At 64.4% G+C, this 16,671-nt stretch carries 16 protein-coding genes; 7 read left to right on the forward strand and 9 right to left on the reverse strand.

Annotated elements, in window-relative coordinates; all coding sequences use genetic code 11:
* Positions 1-2: 2 nt before the first annotated feature.
* From O0880_RS08565 to O0880_RS08575, 3 genes are read right to left on the reverse strand one after another with little or no spacing between them, the layout of a single operon-like run.
* A complete protein-coding gene (locus O0880_RS08565) occupies positions 3-464 on the reverse strand; it encodes a hypothetical protein (protein ID WP_289886004.1) in 462 nt (153 codons plus the stop codon).
* On the reverse strand, positions 461-1,438 hold the full coding sequence (locus tag O0880_RS08570) for a D-2-hydroxyacid dehydrogenase (protein WP_289886005.1): 978 nt from the start codon (positions 1,436-1,438) through the stop codon (positions 461-463). The genes O0880_RS08565 and O0880_RS08570 overlap by 4 nt, the downstream gene beginning before the upstream one ends.
* Positions 1,435-2,397, reverse strand: coding sequence for a LysR family transcriptional regulator (locus tag O0880_RS08575; protein ID WP_071323034.1), 963 nt, complete (start codon positions 2,395-2,397; stop codon positions 1,435-1,437). Before O0880_RS08575 ends, O0880_RS08570 begins: the two co-directional genes overlap by 4 nt.
* Before the next feature lie 190 nt (positions 2,398-2,587).
* Between O0880_RS08575 and O0880_RS08580 the strand changes: the two genes are divergently transcribed.
* The 6 genes from O0880_RS08580 (at position 2,588) to O0880_RS08605 (ending at position 10,597) form a co-directional block, all read left to right on the forward strand.
* A complete protein-coding gene (locus tag O0880_RS08580) occupies positions 2,588-2,758 on the forward strand; it encodes a hypothetical protein (protein ID WP_156894740.1) in 171 nt (56 codons plus the stop codon).
* Positions 2,755-3,615, forward strand: coding sequence for an alpha/beta hydrolase (locus tag O0880_RS08585; protein WP_071323035.1), 861 nt, complete (start codon positions 2,755-2,757; stop codon positions 3,613-3,615). Before O0880_RS08580 ends, O0880_RS08585 begins: the two co-directional genes overlap by 4 nt.
* A gap of 294 nt (positions 3,616-3,909) precedes the next feature.
* Positions 3,910-5,163, forward strand: coding sequence for an efflux RND transporter periplasmic adaptor subunit (locus O0880_RS08590; RefSeq protein WP_289886006.1), 1,254 nt, complete (start codon positions 3,910-3,912; stop codon positions 5,161-5,163).
* A gap of 2 nt (positions 5,164-5,165) precedes the next feature.
* A complete protein-coding gene (locus tag O0880_RS08595) occupies positions 5,166-8,366 on the forward strand; it encodes an efflux RND transporter permease subunit (protein WP_071323037.1) in 3,201 nt (1,066 codons plus the stop codon).
* Positions 8,367-8,416: 50 nt separating this feature from the next.
* Positions 8,417-9,862, forward strand: coding sequence for an efflux transporter outer membrane subunit (locus tag O0880_RS08600; protein WP_289887327.1), 1,446 nt, complete (start codon positions 8,417-8,419; stop codon positions 9,860-9,862).
* A gap of 216 nt (positions 9,863-10,078) precedes the next feature.
* Positions 10,079-10,597 (forward strand): fasciclin domain-containing protein, encoded by a 519-nt coding sequence (locus tag O0880_RS08605; RefSeq protein WP_156895024.1) that lies wholly within the window; start codon positions 10,079-10,081, stop codon positions 10,595-10,597.
* A gap of 67 nt (positions 10,598-10,664) precedes the next feature.
* Here the strand turns inward: O0880_RS08605 and O0880_RS08610 are convergent, their stop codons facing one another.
* The 6 genes from O0880_RS08610 to O0880_RS08635 form a co-directional block, all read right to left on the reverse strand.
* Positions 10,665-10,931: a hypothetical protein gene (locus tag O0880_RS08610; RefSeq protein ID WP_071323040.1), complete on the reverse strand. Its 267-nt coding sequence runs from the start codon at positions 10,929-10,931 to the stop codon at positions 10,665-10,667.
* Between the two features lie 45 nt (positions 10,932-10,976).
* The gene (locus O0880_RS08615) at positions 10,977-11,318 is read right to left on the reverse strand and encodes a hypothetical protein (protein WP_071323041.1); all 342 of its coding nucleotides are present in this window, start codon (positions 11,316-11,318) and stop codon (positions 10,977-10,979) included.
* A gap of 115 nt (positions 11,319-11,433) precedes the next feature.
* A complete protein-coding gene (locus tag O0880_RS08620; protein WP_289886007.1) occupies positions 11,434-12,456 on the reverse strand; it encodes a serine hydrolase in 1,023 nt (340 codons plus the stop codon).
* 227 nt (positions 12,457-12,683) lie between these two features.
* Positions 12,684-13,019, reverse strand: coding sequence for a hypothetical protein (locus O0880_RS08625; RefSeq protein WP_289886008.1), 336 nt, complete (start codon positions 13,017-13,019; stop codon positions 12,684-12,686).
* Between the two features lie 45 nt (positions 13,020-13,064).
* Positions 13,065-13,406 carry a hypothetical protein gene (locus tag O0880_RS08630; RefSeq protein ID WP_289886009.1) on the reverse strand — a complete coding sequence of 114 codons (342 nt, stop codon included), beginning with the start codon at positions 13,404-13,406 and terminating at the stop codon, positions 13,065-13,067.
* Positions 13,407-13,613: 207 nt separating this feature from the next.
* The gene (locus tag O0880_RS08635; protein ID WP_071323044.1) at positions 13,614-13,922 is read right to left on the reverse strand and encodes a hypothetical protein; all 309 of its coding nucleotides are present in this window, start codon (positions 13,920-13,922) and stop codon (positions 13,614-13,616) included.
* Positions 13,923-14,133: 211 nt separating this feature from the next.
* Here O0880_RS08635 and ligD point away from each other — a divergent pair, with 211 nt between their 5' ends.
* The gene (gene ligD / locus O0880_RS08640; RefSeq protein ID WP_289886010.1) at positions 14,134-16,641 is read left to right on the forward strand and encodes a DNA ligase D; all 2,508 of its coding nucleotides are present in this window, start codon (positions 14,134-14,136) and stop codon (positions 16,639-16,641) included.
* Positions 16,642-16,671 lie beyond the last annotated feature (30 nt).

The following is a 16,671-nucleotide window of genomic DNA, read 5'->3' on the forward strand; positions in this document are numbered from 1 at the left end:
CGCTACAGTCCCGCTTGCTTCCATGACGCCAGGCCCAGCCGCTTCAGCAGCCGGCCCGACAGGCCGCAGCTCCAGCAGCTCATCTGGATTTTCCGGTGCTGCGCCGGTGTCGCCTGCCAGGCTTGCTCGGCAAAGTCCAGCAGGGCGTCGCTGAGCGGGGAAGCATCGGCCACGGGCGGCAACCGGCCCATCAGCGTCAACACGCCATGTCCCGCGTGCTGGATCTGCAGCAAGCCGGCCAGCAGGGCGCGCAGGACGGCGCCGTCGATGGAGGCGCTGGCCTGCGCAAGCCGCTGCTGCCAGGATGGCCCGCGTGCCTGCCACAGGGCCAGCAGCGCCGGCACATCGGCGGGCTGGAGTTGCCCGATCAGCTCGTCCGCCTCGAGGAACAGGTCGAGACGGTCATACTCGCCGTCGTCCAGGCCCAGCAGCTCGTCCAGCTCGTCCAATATGGCCACGCTCATGCCACCACGTTGGTCGGCGCCCCGCGCTCGAACGCTTCGATGTTGCCGATCAGCATGTCGGCCAGTGTCTGCATGGCTTCGCCGCTGGCCCAGGCCGTGTGCGGCGTGAGGATGAAGTTGGGCAGGCGCAAATTGAGCAGCGGATTGTCGGGCAGCGGCGGCTCCTTGCTCAGCACGTCGAAGCCGGCGCCGGCGATCACGCCCTTGCGCAATGCCTCGGCCAGCGCCGCTTCATCGACGAGGCCGCCCCGCGCCGTGTTGATCAGCAGCGACGTCGGCTGCATGCGCGCCAGTTCCTGCGCGCCGATGATGTTGCGCGTGGCCTCCGTCAAGGGCAGGTGCAGGCTCAGCACGTCGGAAGTGGCCAGCAGCGCGTCGAACGTCACTTCCGTCACGCCGTCTTCGTCGATGGGCGAACGGTTGTGCACCTGCACCTGCATGCCGAAGGCGCGCCCCAGCTGCGCCACGGACTTGCCCAGCTTGCCGTAGCCGAGCAAGCCCAGGCGGCTGCCGGCCAGGTCGCGGACCGGATGGCCGAACAGGCAGAAACGCTCCGAGGCCTGCCACAGGCCCGCTTCCACGTCGGCGCGGTAGGCGATCAATTGCCGGCGCAGGGCCAGCATCAGCGCCAGCGTATGTTCGGGCACGGTGGCGCGCGCATAGTCGCGGATGTTGGCGACGACGATGCCCCGTTCGCGGCAGGCGGCCAGGTCGAGGATGTCCGTGCCGGTGGCGGCCACGGCGATCATCTTCAGGTCCGGCAGCTGCGCCAGTTCGGCCGCGCGCAGCGGCACCTTGTTCGTGATGGCGATGGTGGCGCCTTGCAGGCGGGCCACCGTCTGTTCGCTGCCCTTGGTATGGGCATGGTCCTGCCAGCTGTGCGCGAAGGCGGGCGGGCGCACGCTGGCGATCAGGCTGTCGCGGTCGAGAAAGACGATGCGGTGCGGGTGCGGCGATGTGCTTGCTGCTGTCATGGCTGGGCCTCGGTCAGGTTGGCGCGCGCGCTGGCGGGACTGCTCTTGCCCTTGAGCTGCGTGGCCGGGTGATTGGTAAACATGTCGGCGACCCATTCGACAAACACGCGCACCTTGGCGGACAAATGGCGGTTGGGCGGATAGATCACATGGATGGGCAGCGGGTCGGATTCCCACTCGTCGAGCAATTCCACCATTTTGCCCTGTTCTATCAGCGGCGCAAGCATGAAATGCGTCATTTGCACGATGCCCAGGCCCGCCAGGCCGGCGGCCGTGTAGGCGTTCGAATCGTTCAGGGCGATATGGCTGGGCATGACGATCTGGATGCGTTCGCCGTCGCGCGTGAAATCCCAGTCGAAGGTCTTGCCCGTCTTGGCGGAGAAAAAATTCACGCCACGGTGCTGCGCCAGGTCGCTCGGGTGCAGCGGCGTGCCGTGGCGCGCCAGGTAGGCGGGCGAGGCGCACGTCATGAAGTGCAGCACGCCGACGCGGCGCGCGATCAGGTTCAGGTCGCCCAATTCGCCGCCGCGCACGGCGCAGTCGACGCCTTCCTCGATCAGGTCGACGGGGCGGTCGCTGCAGCCGAGTTCGAGCACGATGTCGGGGTAGCGGGCGAAGAAGTCGGGCAGGGCGGGGATGATCAGCTCGCTGGCCAGGGCCGTGGGGGCGTCCACGCGCAGCCGTCCGCTGGGGCTCAGTCGCGTGCGCGACAGCGATTCCTCGGCTTCGCGCACGTCCGACAGGATGCGCACGCAGCGCTCGTAGTAGGCGGCGCCGTCGGACGTGATGCTGACGTGGCGCGTGGTGCGGTTCAGCAACTTAACCGACAGGCTCGCTTCCAGCGACTGGATCAGGGTCGACACGGTCGCTTTCGGCAGCTGCATGTTTTCCGCCGCGCGCGTAAAGCCGCCCGCATCGACAACCTGGATGAAAACTTCCATTGCTTGCAGCTTGTTCACTTGATTCCTTATCATGTTGCGCCAGATTGTTCGTAATTCTGAACAATCAATTCGTCATTGCACTCTTTATCAGATTGTAGATCAAGTCTATAGTTGTTGTACTGCAGCATAAATGTGAATGCCGCAGGAAGTTCACAGGAGAAAAATCATGGGTCATCGGAATGGAATCTTTGCAGTGCTCGCTCTCGCTATGAGCTCGCTCGCTCTGGCCGCGATGGTATCGACGGACGCATACTCGATGGCGGCGCAAAGCGAAGCCAGCGGTTATAGCGCCCTGACCCATGAAGTGGGCGGCGTCGCCCTGTTGTGCCTGAACGACACGGTGCTCGATGCTGCGGTGCAGCCGGTGGTGGCGCAATGAGCGTTGCCGACACGGCGGTCGAACTGGCGCCTGAACAGTCGCTGAAGATACGCGACATCCAGGTACAGGGCGCGCAGGATGCGCTTGCCGCGCGGGTCTACACGGCCGGCGTGCCGGGCGCTAGGCAGCCGAACCTGATGGTCTTCTTCCATGGCGGCGGTTTCGTCGATGGCGACCTGGACGACGCGGACGATTTCCTGCGCTGCCTCGTGCTGAGCAATCCCGACCACGTGGTGCTGGCCTCGAACTACACGCTGGCCAAGGTGCGGCCTTTCCCCGCCGCCGTGGAAGACGCGCACGCCGTGCTGCTGTGGGCGAAAAAGAACAAGTCCAAGCTGGGCTGGACGGGCAAGCAGATGGTGGTGTCCGGCATCGAAGCGGGCGCCAACCTGGCTGCCGTGTGCGCCATGATGTCGCGCGACCGTGGCGGGCCGCCGCTGGCGGGCCAGGTGCTGATCATGCCCATGCTCGACCCGGGCCTGTCGACCTGTTCGATGCGCACCCTGCCGACCTGCCCGGACCTGGCGGAAGTGGCCGACCAATGCGCCGCCGCCTACCGTGGCTACCTGCCGAATGCCGCCGACCGCAGCCATCCTTACGCGTCGCCATTGCAGTCGAGCCGCCTGAAGAACCTGCCGCCGGCGCTGATATTGTCCAGCGAAGATGACCCATTGCGCGATGAGGCTGAACAATACGGTAGCAAGCTGATCGCCTGCGGCATCAAGACCACCGTGCGGCGCATGGCCGCCGCGCCGCTGCAGGATGCGGGCGCCCGCAATGAATGTGCCTGCAAAGTCCAGGTATTGGGCGAGATCGCCAGCTTTGTCGCCGGATTGGGGCAAGAGCCCGAATCATGACGCCGCCATGTGCGGCACCATAAAAAACTTACACTAATCAGTTTACTTTTTAAGTTTTGGTTGTTACACTACCGAGTGTAGATTCTCATTGTAACGCCATTCCTGTCTGCGCTGTGCACTCGCACAGCCGGTTTCGTCGTCCCCGTCTGCTTTTAACCAGCTGGCGGCCTGTTTACCTTTGATCGAGCGCCGTCGGGCGCCATGGCAACACCATTCACTGCAGTTTCCACCTTTTAGCTGGGTTGCTTCCTGCCGCCCATACCATTAGAAATTTTCATAAAACAGGGAAATAAAATGAAAAACGCTCAACAATTTTCCACTTTGGGAACTTTACTCAAGCCCCTGGCCGCCTCGCTCGCGCTGGCCGGACTGGTGGCCGTGAGCCTGGCCGGATGCGATTCCGCCAACAGCAAGGTGCCCGACGCGCCAGCGGCCGGCGGCCCGCCCATCTCGGCCGCCGCCGTGGTGGAAAAACAGATCACGGAAACGCAGGAATTCTCGGGCCGCCTGGAAGCGATCGAGCGCGTGGAAATCCGTTCGCGCGTCGGCGGCTTCATCACGGCCGTCAATTTCAAGCCGGGCAGCGAAGTGAAGAAGGGCGATGTGCTGTTCGTCATCGACCCGCGTCCCTTCCAGGCGGAAGTGTCGCGCGCCGAAGGCACGGCGGCCTCGGCCCGCGCCAAGGCGGAACTGGCCAAGCTGGAACTGTCGCGCGCTGAAAAGCTGCTGGCTGAAAAAGCCATCGCCCAGCGCGAATTCGATGAAAAAGCCTCGGGCCTGAAAGAGCTGGACGCCAACGCCCGCTCGGCGCAAGCCGCGTATGAAGCGGCCAAGCTGAACCTGTCGTACACGCAGGTGCAGGCGCCGATCAGCGGCCGCGTCAGCAAGGCGGAAATCACCGTCGGCAACCTGATCGACGCGTCCGCCATCCTCACCTCGGTGGTGTCGACGGACCGCATCTACGCCAGCTTCGACGGCGATGAAGATACCTATCTGCGCGTGGCCGGCACGGCGCAAAAGGGCACGCCGGTCACCGTCAAGGTGGGCCTGGCCAACGAAACGGGCTTCCCGCATGAAGGCAAGCTGGAATTCGTCGACAACCAGCTCGACCCTGCGACGGGCAGCGTGCGCATGCGCGCCACCTTCGCCAATGCCGAGCGCCAGCTGGTGCCGGGCCTGTTCGCGCGCATCCAGCTCGATGGCGGCAACGGCCCGCAGGCGCAAAGCACGGCGCTGTTGATCTCCGACCGCGCCGTCGGCACGGACCAGAGCCGCAAATACGTCTACGTGGTGGGCGCCGACAACAAGGCCGAGTACCGCGCCGTCAAGCTGGGCCCGAATTCGGACGGCTTGCGCGTGGTGCGCGAAGGCTTGAAGGCGGGCGAAAAGATCGTCGTCAACGGCTTGCAGCGCGTGCGCCCCGGCGCACCGGTGACGCCGCAGATGGTGGCCATGGATTTCGACCCGACCGCGCCTGTCGCCCCCGCAAAACCTGAAGCAAAAGACGCCAAGATCGCCGCGAAAGCAGCATCGACTTCCAAGGAATAAACATGAACTTTTCCCGCTTTTTCATCGACAAGCCGATTTTCGCGGCGGTGCTGTCGATAGTCATATTCGTGGCCGGGCTGCTGTCGATTTTCGGCCTGCCCATCTCCGAGTATCCCGACGTCGTGCCGCCGTCCGTGGTGGTGCGCGCGCAGTACCCGGGCGCCAACCCGAAAGTGATCGCCGAAACCGTCGCCGCGCCGCTCGAAGAGCAGATCAACGGCGTCGAGAACATGCTCTACATGTCCTCGCAAAACACGTCCGACGGCGCCATGATGCTGACCGTGACCTTCAAGATCGGCACCAACGTCGAGCAGGCCGAGACGCAGGTGCAGAACCGCGTGCAGCGCGCCTTGCCGCGCCTGCCCGAGGAAGTGCGCCAGATCGGCGTGACGACCGTCAAGTCCTCGCCCAACCTGACCATGGTGGTGCACCTGGTCTCGCCGAACAAGCGCTATGACGACATGTATCTGCGTAACTACGCCGTGCTGAACGTCAAGGACCAGCTGGCCCGCCTGCCCGGCATGGGCGACATCCAGATCTTCGGCGCCGGCGACTACGCCATGCGCATCTGGCTCGACCCGCAAAAAGTGGCGGCGCGCGGCATGACGGCCAATGACGTCGTCGACGCCATCCGCGAGCAGAACGTGCAGGTGGCTGCAGGTGTCATCGGCGCTTCGCCGGCGAAGAACTCGGACTTCCAGCTGACCGTCAATACCCAGGGCCGCCTGCAGACGCCCGAGGAATTTGGCGCCATCATCGTGCGCACCAATGCCGACGGCGCCGTGACGCACCTGAAGGACGTGGCGCGCGTGGAAATGGGCGCCAACAGCTACTCGCTGCGTTCGCTGCTGAACAATAATCCGGCCGTCGGCATGGGTATTTTCGAAGCGCCGAACGCCAACGCGCTGCAACTGTCGTCCGACGTGCGCGCCAAGATGGACGAACTGAAAAAAGACTTCCCGCAAGGCGTGGAATACCGCATCGAGTACGACCCGACGCAGTTCGTGCGCTCGTCCATCGAAGCCGTGATCCATACCCTGCTGGAGGCCATCGCCCTGGTGGTGCTGGTGGTGATCATCTTCCTGCAAACCTGGCGCGCATCGATCATCCCGCTGCTGGCCGTGCCCGTCTCCATCGTCGGCACCTTTGCCGTGATGCTGGGCTTTGGCTTCTCGATCAACACCCTGTCGCTGTTCGGCCTCGTGCTGGCCATCGGTATCGTCGTCGATGACGCCATCGTCGTGGTGGAAAACGTCGAGCGCAACATCGAGGAAGGCTTGTCGCCGCGCGACGCCACCATCCAGGCCATGAAAGAGGTCAGCGGTCCTATCGTCGCCATCGCCCTGGTGCTGTGCGCCGTGTTCGTGCCGATCGCCTTCGTGCCCGGCCTGTCGGGCGAGTTCTATCGCCAGTTCGCGCTGACCATCGCCATTTCGACCGTGATCTCCGCTTTCAGCTCGCTGACCCTGGCGCCGGCCCTGTCGGCAGCGCTGCTGCGTCCGCACGATGCACCGAAAGACGCGCTGACGCGCGGCATGGACAAGGTCTTCGGCCGTTTCTTCGCCTGGTTCAACCGCTTCTTCGGCCGCGCTTCGCACCGCTATGAAGCGGGCGTGAAGGGCGTATTGGGCCGCAAGAGCGCCTCGCTGGGCGTGTACGCGCTGCTGGTGGTGGCCGCCATCTTCACCTTCAAGGCCGTGCCGGCCGGTTTCGTGCCGGCGCAGGACAAGCAATACCTGGTCGGTTTCGCGCAATTGCCTGACGCCGCCTCGCTGGACCGCACGGAAGATGTCGTGCGCCGCATGTCCGACGTCATCAAGTCGGTGCCTGGCGTCGAGTCGACCATCGCCTTCCCGGGCCTGTCGATCAACGATTTCACCAATGCGCCGAACGCCGGCATCGTCTTCGCCACCCTGAAACCGTTCGACGAACGCACCAGCAAGGAGCTGTCCGGCGGCGCCATCGCGGCCGAGATCAACAAGCGCCTGGGCGGCATCCAGGACGCCTTCATCATGGTCTTCCCGCCGCCGCCCGTCAACGGCCTCGGCACCATCGGCGGCTTCAAGATGATGATCGAAGACCGCGGCAACCTCGGTTACGACGCGCTGTACAACGCCACCCAGGCGCTGGCCGCGAAAGCGTACCAGACGCCGGAACTGGCGGGCGTGTTCTCGGGCTACCAGATCAACGTGCCGCAGCTGTTTGCCGACGTCGACCGCGTGAAAGCCAAGCAGATGGGCGTGCAGCTGCAAACGATTTACCAGACCTTGCAGATCAATCTCGGCTCGCTGTACGTGAACGACTTCAACCAGTTTGGCCGCACCTACCAGGTGCGCGTGCAGGCCGATGCCGCGTTCCGTTCGCATGCCCAGGATATCGCGCAGCTGAAGGTACGCAATGACAAGGGCGAAATGATCCCGCTGTCGTCGCTGATGCGCGTCAAGGATAGCTATGGTCCTGACCGCGTGCAGCGCTACAACGCCTACGCCGCAGCCGACTTCAACGGCGGCGCCGCGCCTGGCGTGTCGAGCGGCCAGGCGCAAGCCGCGCTGGAACGCATCGCCAAGGAAGTGCTGCCGCAGGGGATTTCGTACGAGTGGACGGAACTGACCTACCAGGACATCTTGTCCGGCAATACGATGATCTACGTGTTCCCGCTGTGCGTGCTGCTGGTGTTCCTCGTGCTCGCCGCCCAGTACGAAAGCTGGACCCTGCCGCTGGCCGTGATCCTGATCGTGCCGATGTCCATCCTGTGCGCCTTGCTGGGCGTTAAACTGACCGGTGGCGACAACAATGTGTTCACCCAGATCGCGCTGTTCGTGCTGGTGGGGCTGGCGTCGAAGAATGCGATCCTGATCGTGGAATTTGCGCGCGAACTGGAAGACCATGGCCGCAGCGTCGTGCAAGCGGCGCTGGAGGCGTGCCGTTTGCGTCTGCGTCCGATCCTGATGACGTCGATCGCCTTCATCATGGGCGTGGTGCCACTCGTGTTCTCGCACGGCGCCGGTTCGGAAATGCGCCATGCCATGGGCGTGGCGGTGTTCGCCGGCATGCTGGGCGTGACCTTCTTCGGCCTGTTCCTGACGCCCGTGTTCTATGTATTGCTGCGCACCCTGGCGCAGCGTTTTGAGAAAAAACCAGCCGCCGCTGCCGCCAAGCCTTCCGCTGCGCCAGTGCTGGACCTGGAAGGAGATATATATTGAAAACCAACGCAACTACACGGGTAACCGTCCTGCGCACGGCCTTGACGGCCATGGCCGCCGCCGTGCTGCTGGCCGCCTGCGCGGCGCCCGAGTTCAAGCAGCCGCAGATCGAGACGCCGGCCGCGTTCAAGGAAGCGCAAAGCCTGCCCGCCGTGCAGACGGCGGCCGACGGCACGCGCTGGAAGCAAGGCGTGCCGGCCGAACGCCAGGCGCGCGGCGAGTGGTGGCTGGCCTTCAATGATCCGGCCCTGACCAGCCTGATCAATGAGGCCACGCAGGCGAACGCCAACCTGGCCGTGGCCGCGGCCCGCGTCAAGCAGGCGAGGGCCATTGCCGGCATCGCCGAAGCGGACCGCATCCCGCAAGTGGGCGTCAACGTGGGCGGCCAGCGCAACCGCGCTTCCGCCGTGTCGCTGGGCTTGCCGAACGGCGCGCCCGTCGCCGCCGGCAACGTCTACCAGGCCAACCTGACGGCCAGCTACGAAGTCGACCTGTTCGGCCGCGTGGCATCGAATGTCAGCGCCTCGCGCAGCGATGCGCTGGCCGTGGAAGCGACTTACCGCTCCGTGCTGCTGTCCCTGCAGGCCGACGTGGCGCAAACCTACTTCCAGCTGCGCGCCACGGACGCGGAACTGGCGACCCTGGAGCAGACGGTGCGCCTGCGCGAGGAAAGCGTGCATGTGAACCAGCGCCGCTATGACCTGGGCGACATCGGCGAATTCGATTTGTCGCGTGCCCGCACGGAGCTGTCGACGACGCGCGCCGAGGCCATCGGCCTGCAGCGCCAGCGCGCCACCAGCGAGCATGCGCTGGCCGTCCTGCTGGGTAAACCGGCCGCCAGCTTCACGGCGACCGTCAACCCGCTGCAGGATAGCGGCTTCCTGCCCGTGATCCCGGCCGGCATGCCGTCCTCGCTGCTGGAGCGCCGTCCCGACATCGCGTCGGCGCAGCGCACCATGGAAGCGTCGAATGCGCGCATCGGCGTGGCGAAATCGGCGATGTTTCCCGCGCTGACCCTGAACGCGTCCGGCGGCGGCGCGTCCGACACGTTCTCGGACATCTTCAAGTGGAGCAGCCGCTCCTGGCTGCTGGGCGCCCTGATGTCGATGCCGATCATCGACGGCGGCCGCAACAAGGCTGCCGTGACGCGCAGCGAGGCGCAGCTGGAAGAGTCGGTGGCGACGTATCGTCAGAGCGTGCTGGTGGCGTTCGCCGAGGTGGAAGACAACCTGGCCGGCCTGCGCATCCTGTCTGGCCAGACGCAGCAGATCGACGAAGCCGTCGTCTCGGCGCGCCGCTCGGCCGACCTGGCGCAAAAGCTGTACGACGCGGGCCGTTCCAGTTACCTGGACCTGCTCGACGCGCAGCGCAACCTGGCGGCCATCGAGCGCAATGCCGTGCAGCTGCGCGGCAACCGCGCCGTTACCACGGTGGCGCTGATCCGCGCCCTCGGCGGCGGCTGGGGCGAGACGGAGCCGCAGGTGGCGGCCAACTAGATTCCCGGCACCGCGGGCTGGGGAATCCGGCCCGCGGCAAGGGAGGCAGATCGGGAACGGCGTCGTGCGCTTGCACGGCGCCGTTTTTTTTGTGCGCCGCAAGTTGAATCCGTTTGCGGCAAGGCCGCGTAAGTAGTCCTGCAATCATGCAAACGCAGTCATCCAGGAGATATCATCATGCGCACCTTCGTTCCCGCAGCACTGTTTGTCGCTTCCATGCTGGCCGCCAGCGCCCCTTTTGCCGCCGACATGACGACCATGGTGGGCGGCCAGAGCATGTATCCGAGCAAGGATATCGTCGACAACGCCGTCAATTCGGCCGACCACACGACCCTGGTGGCCGCCGTCAAGGCCGCCGGCCTGGTCGATACCTTGAAAGGCAAGGGACCGTTTACCGTGTTCGCGCCGACGAATGCGGCGTTCGGCAAGCTGCCGGCAGGCACGGTCGACACCCTGGTCAAGCCCGAGAACAAGGCGACCCTGACGAAAATCCTCACCTATCACGTGGTACCTGGCAAATACGACTTCAAGGCGCTGGCCAGGGAAATCAAGATGCATGACGGCAAGGCGACCCTGCCCACGGCCAGCGGCGGCAAGCTGATGTTCGCCATGAACGGCATGCACAATATCGTCGTGATGGATGAAGGCGGCAACAGCGCCAACATCAGCACCTATGACGTGTATCAATCGAATGGCGTGATCAATGTCATCGACACGGTGCTGATGCCGAAATAAGTGGACGAAGAAGTGGACGAAAAAAAAGACAGGGAAAACCCTGTCTTTTTTGTCTGCATGCTGCCGATTACTTGGCTGGCGCTGGAGCCGCTGCAGCTTCCGCAGGGGCTGCCGGCGCGGCCTTGTCTGCAGGCGCCGCTTTCTTTGCCTTGTGGTGCTTGGCTTTCTTGTGCGCGGCCGGCTTGACGGCGGCTGGCGCTTCGGCCTTGGCTGCCGGCGCTGCGGCGGCTGCGGGAGCGGCCGGTGCAACTGGTGCTGGCTGGGCGGCTGGCGTCTGGGCGAAAGCGGCGGTGGCGAACAGGCTGGCGATCAGGGTGGCGATAACTTTTTTCATGGCGAGATCCTTGGTTGTTTGTCGGGGCAATGCAGTGAAAGGGAATTACTTCGCTGGCGCGGCTTCGGCGGTGGCCGATGCCAGTTTTTCGTCAGCCTTGGCCTTGGTTTTCTTGGCCTTGTGGTGCGCCTTGGCCTTGGCGGCGGTCGCTTCCGTTTTCGCGCTGGCGACTTCCGTTTTTGCGGCGACGACAGCCTTGGCTTCTTTCGCATCGGCTTTGACGACGGCTTGCGCTTCCTTGGCGTCGGCCTTCACGACGGCCTTGGTGTGGGCCGCTTCCACTTTGGCGGGTACCGAGGCTGCCGCAGCGGCAGGCGCTGCTGGCGTCTGGGCAAAGGCAGCGGTTGCGAACAGGCCGGCGATCAGGGTAGCGATTACGTTTTTCATGGTGCAGTCCTCAGTGGTGGTTTGTCTGGTACGTCTGTTGGTGCCGGGATGATTCCCGTGTCACTGAGCATAAAACGCGTGCCCGAATGCTTGCGTTGACGACCATTACAAACGCTTACATCTGCTTGCCATCGGCCGTCAGGATGGCTTTCAGGATGTCTTCCGAACGGCGCTGTCCATAGCCCTTGCCGTACGCGCTGGAAGCCACGCTCACCACCATGCGGCGCGTGGGGATCACATAGATCTTGTTGCCGCCATTGCCGGAGGCGAAGAACACGGGAATCTTCTGGCCGGCGATGTCCTGCGTCTTCGCATACCAGAAATAGCCGTAGCTGTCGGCGTAGCGGTCCACCGCGCCGATGGCCACGCGCGGCGCCAGCGCGGCCTTGAGCCAGCTGGCGTCGATCACGCGCCGGCCGTCGAACATGCCGTCGTCCAGCACCATCTGTCCGATTCGTGCCGTGTCGCGCGCGCGCAGCGACAAATTGCCCTGGCCTTTAGGATGGTTTGCCACGTCGCGGCCCCAGCTCCAGCGCGTGATGCCCAGCGGCGCGAACAAGGCCTTGGCGGCATAGTCTTCCAGGTCGGCGCCGCCGGCGTTTTCCACCACGCGCCCGGCGATATACGAGCCCAGCGAGTTGTAGCGGTATATGCCGCCCGGCGCGGCGGCTGCGGGCACGCCGCGCACGAAGGCGGCGGGATCTGGCGCTTCATCGAGCTTGTCTTCATTGCCCGGCGAGGCTGCGTCTTCGTCGAAGGCGGCCAGGCCGGAACGCATGGTCAGCAAATCGTCGAGGACGACCTTGCCCGCGGGGCTGTCGGCCACCTCGGGCCAGTAGTGGCCCACTGTTTTGCTTGTTGTCAGCTGGCCGCGCGCCACGGCCGCACCCACCAGCAAGGCGGTGATGCTCTTGCCGGCCGAACGGATGTCGTGCAGGGTCTCGGCCGTTTCGCCGTTGTAATAGCGCTCGGCCACGATGGCGCCGTCGCGCAGCACCACCACGGCGCGCAGGTCGCCATGGCCGTCGCGGTCCTGGGCTTGCAGTACCTGGTTCAGGGTGGGCTGGGGCGCGTCTTGCGCCACGGCGGCGCACGACAGGAGTAGGGTGCTCAGAAGTGACAGGGACAGGCGGCGCATGCGAGGAACTCCGTATGATGGCGGGAGTGTCAGTGTCTCGCATGCGCGCCGCTTTGTCGCGCGCTATCTGGCCTGCTGGATGAAGTTCGCATGAAGGCCATGCGGAAAAGGCAGCACATGGCCGTCGCGCCATGCAAAAGGACAGCCGAAGCTGTCCTTGTTATTGCCGCGGTCGAAGTCACGCAAGCACCGACCCGGCGGAGGCGCTCCCGTGACAACTGCCTCGATTACTTCGCTGGTGCCGCAGGAGCAATCGCCTCAGCCGCTTTCGCTTCGCCTGCCGCCAGCTTGGCTTTATTGGCCTTGTGGTGGGCCTTGGCCTTGCTGACCTTGGCGTCGGCCTTGGCGCTGGCGACATCGGCTTTCGCATCGGCGGCGACGGCTGCTTCCTTCGCTTCGGCTTTCACGACGGCCTTGGTTTCCTTGGCATCGGCCTTGGCGACGGCTTTCGTGTGGGCCGCTTCCACTTTCGCTGGAACCGGGGCTGCCGGAGCGGCAGGGGTTTGGGCGAAGGCGGCGGTGGCGAACAGGCTGGCGATCAGGGTGGCGATAATTTTTTGCATGATGAGGTCCTTGGTGTTTTGTCGGGGTAATAAAGTGAGAGGGAATTACTTCGCTGGCGCGGCTTCGGCGGTGGCCGATGCCAGTTTTTCGTCAGCCTTGGCCTTGGTTTTCTTGGCCTTGTGGTGCGCCTTGGCCTTGGCGGCGGTCGCTTCCGTTTTCGCGCTGGCGACTTCCGTTTTTGCGGCGACGACAGCCTTGGCTTCTTTCGCATCGGCTTTGACGACGGCTTGCGCTTCCTTGGCGTCGGCTTTCACGACGGCCTTGGTGTGGGCCGCTTCCACTTTGGCGGGAACCGAGGCAGCCGGGGTGGCAGGTGCTGCTGGCGTTTGGGCGAAGGCTGCGGTAGCGAACAGGCCGGCGATCAGGGTAGCAATTACTTTTTTCATGGTGCAGTCCTCGGTGGTGGTTTGTCTGGTGTGCCGGGATGATTCCCGTGTCACTGAGCATAAAACGCGGCCAGGAAGCATACAGTTGACCTCGTTTACACTTTCTTACAATCGCGTGAATTAAGCACCGTTGATGCAAAATGCGGGCATGAAAATGCAAAAAGACAGCCGAAGCTGTCTTTTTGCGTGGCGCGGAACGTGCGCGGATTACTTGGCTGCTGCGGTCGCTTCAGCTTTTTCTTCGGCGGCTTTCGCTTTCGCTTTTTTGGCTTTGTGATGGGCCTTGGCCTTGGCGGCGCCGGCGTCAGCCTTGGCGCTGGCTACATCGGCCTTGGCGTCGGCGGCAACAGCGGCTTCCTTGGCGTCGGCCTTGACGACGGCTTTGGTTTCCTTGGCTTCTGCTTTAGCCACTTCCTTGGTGTGCTTGGCTTCGGCCTTGGCAGGCACGGCTGGCGTTTGAGCAAAGGCTGCGGTAGCGAACAAGCCGGCGATCAGAGTAGCGATTACTTTTTTCATGGTGCAGTTCCTCGAGAAGTGGGGTTGTAGTTCAGGAGATCAATCCCCTGTCACTGAGGCAAAAACGCGCCGCAGGGCAATAGCGTTGACAGCTATTTCAGGTAATTACAAACACTTACATTTGCCGCCCCGGGCACTCTGTTAGCTGGCGCACCGCGCCGCCGCCCCCTGCGGCCTAGACTCGGGACCATCATCATTGCATGGGTTCGCCATGAAAGCCGCCTTGAAGACCTACCGCTCCAAGCGCAACTTCGCCGTCACGCCGGAACCGGCCGGCGGCGATGAGGAAGCGGGCGCGGCGCTCGCTTTCGTGATCCAGAAGCACTGGGCCAGCCGCTTGCATTACGATTTCCGGCTGGAACTGGACGGCACCATGAAAAGCTGGGCCGTGCCGAAAGGCCCCAGCTACGACACGCACGACAAGCGCATGGCGGTGCAGGTGGAAGACCATCCCGTTTCGTACGCGAGTTTTGAAGGCACGATTCCCGCAAAACAGTATGGCGCTGGCAAGGTCATCATATGGGACAAGGGCACGTGGCAGCCGCAAGCGGCCACGCCGGACGCGCGCAAGGCGCTGGCGGCCGGCGAGCTGAAATTCACCCTGCACGGCCACAAGATGCATGGCAACTGGGTGCTCGTGCGCATGAAGGGCAAGGGCGACCAGCGCAGCGAAAAGCAGCCGGCCTGGCTGCTGATCAAGGAAAGAGATGCATACGCGCGGCCGGCTGTCGAATTTTCCGTCGTCGACGAGTTCCCCGACAGCGTCAGGAACAAGGCCATGCCCAGGCCACGGAAGGCCGCCGCTCCGCCTGCGGCGCCGCTGCCCGCCACCTTGGCGCCGCAGCTCGCCACCCTGGCCGATGCGCCGCCGCCCGATGCGCAGGACTGGATCTTCGAGCTGAAATTCGACGGCTACCGCATGCTGGCCCGCTGCGATGGAAAGCATGTTGATTTGATCACGCGCAACGGCAATGACTGGACGGCCAAATTGCCGGCATTGCGGCAGGCGCTGGAAAAGCTGGGCTTGCCGCCGGGCTGGTATGACGGCGAGATCGTCGTCAACGGGATGGACGGCCAATCCGATTTCGGTGCCCTGCAGCGCGCTTTCGACGCGGCAGCCACCAGCGCTATCGTGTATTACCTGTTCGACGTGCCGTATTTCGACGGCCACGACTTGCGCGGCCAGCCCGTCGAGGCGCGCCGCGCGCTGCTGGAGCAGTTGCTCGGGCAATTGCCGGCCTCGCCCCTGGTGCGCTTCAGCGCGGCGCTCGACGCCGGGCCGCGGGAGTTGCTGGCCCATGCCTGCAAGCTGGGGCTCGAGGGCGTGATCGGCAAGCGGCGCGGCTCGCCGTACGTGGCGCGCCGTTCCGGCGACTGGATCAAGCTCAAGTGCGGACTGCGCCAGGAATTCGTCATCGGCGGCTATACGGCGCCGCAGGGTGGGCGCGAAGGCATCGGCTCGCTGTTGCTGGGCGTGTACGACGCCCACGGCCAGTTGCGCTATGCGGGCAATGTGGGCAGCGGCTTTGACGATGCCACTTTGCGCGAGGTGCGGCGCCGGCTCGACGCGCTGGCCGTCGATGCCAGCCCGTTCGCGGGCAGGGCGGGCGGCGTGCGCCAGCCGCTGTGGGTACGGCCGCAACTGGTGGCCGAGGTCGGTTTTGCGCAATGGACCAGCGCTGGCGCCGTTCGCCATGCCGTGTTTCACGGTTTGCGCCTGGACAAGAAGCCGGCCGACATCGTGCGCGAGCGGGCGCAACGGATCAAAAAGGAGGCGGCGATGCAGGAGAAACAGGAGAAACAGGAGAAACAGGATGCCGAATCGGACGGCATGCTGCCGGCCAGCTTCAAGGTCAGCCATGCCGGGCGCGTGATCGACAGGGACAGCGGCGCCACCAAGATCGACCTGGTGCGCTATTACGCGCTGGTCAGCAAGCTGATGCTCGTGCATTTGCGCGGGCGGCCCGTGTCGCTGGTGCGCGCGCCGGCCGGCGTCGGCGGCGAGCTGTTTTTCCAGAAACATGCGGATGCGTCCAGCATGCCCGGCGTCAAACAGCTCGATGCGCGGCTGGACCCGGCACATGCGCCCATGCTGGAAGTGGCGACCATGCAAGGCCTATTGTCGGCGGCGCAATGGAATGTGGTGGAATTCCACACGCAAAACGCGCTGGCCAGCGCCTACGACACGCCGAACCGCCTGGTGTTCGACCTCGACCCGGGCAAGGGCGTGGCCTGGCCCGCCATCCGGGAAGCGGCCGTGCTGCTGCGCGCCTTCCTGACGGAGCTGGGCTTGCCCGCGTTTTTGAAGAGCAGCGGCGGCAAGGGCTTGCACGTGGTCGTGCCGATCCGGCCGAAACACGATTGGGACACGGTGAAACGGTTTTCACAAGCGATCGTCGAACACATGGCGCAGCTGATACCACAGCGCTTCGTCGTGAAAAGCGGTCCGGCTAACCGCGTCGGCAAGATTTTCATCGATTACCTGCGCAATGGGCGCGGCGCCACCACCGTGTGCGCGTGGTCGGCCCGCACGCGCTCGGGCCTGGGCATTTCCGTGCCGCTGGCCTGGGAGGAACTCGATGCATTAACAGCGGGCGACGCGTGGAACGTCGGTAACGTGCACGGCCGTCTGGACGTCGGCAATGCGCCGTGGGCCGGCTATGCGCGCAGCGCGAAAGGCCTCGACGCGGCCATGAAAAAACTCGGCGTCGACGCTTGACGCGGCTGCGGATGGCAATAAATGCAGTTT

It is taken from the genome of Janthinobacterium sp. SUN118 (genome assembly GCF_030397695.1).
In the GTDB taxonomy this organism is placed as follows: domain Bacteria; phylum Pseudomonadota; class Gammaproteobacteria; order Burkholderiales; family Burkholderiaceae_D; genus Janthinobacterium.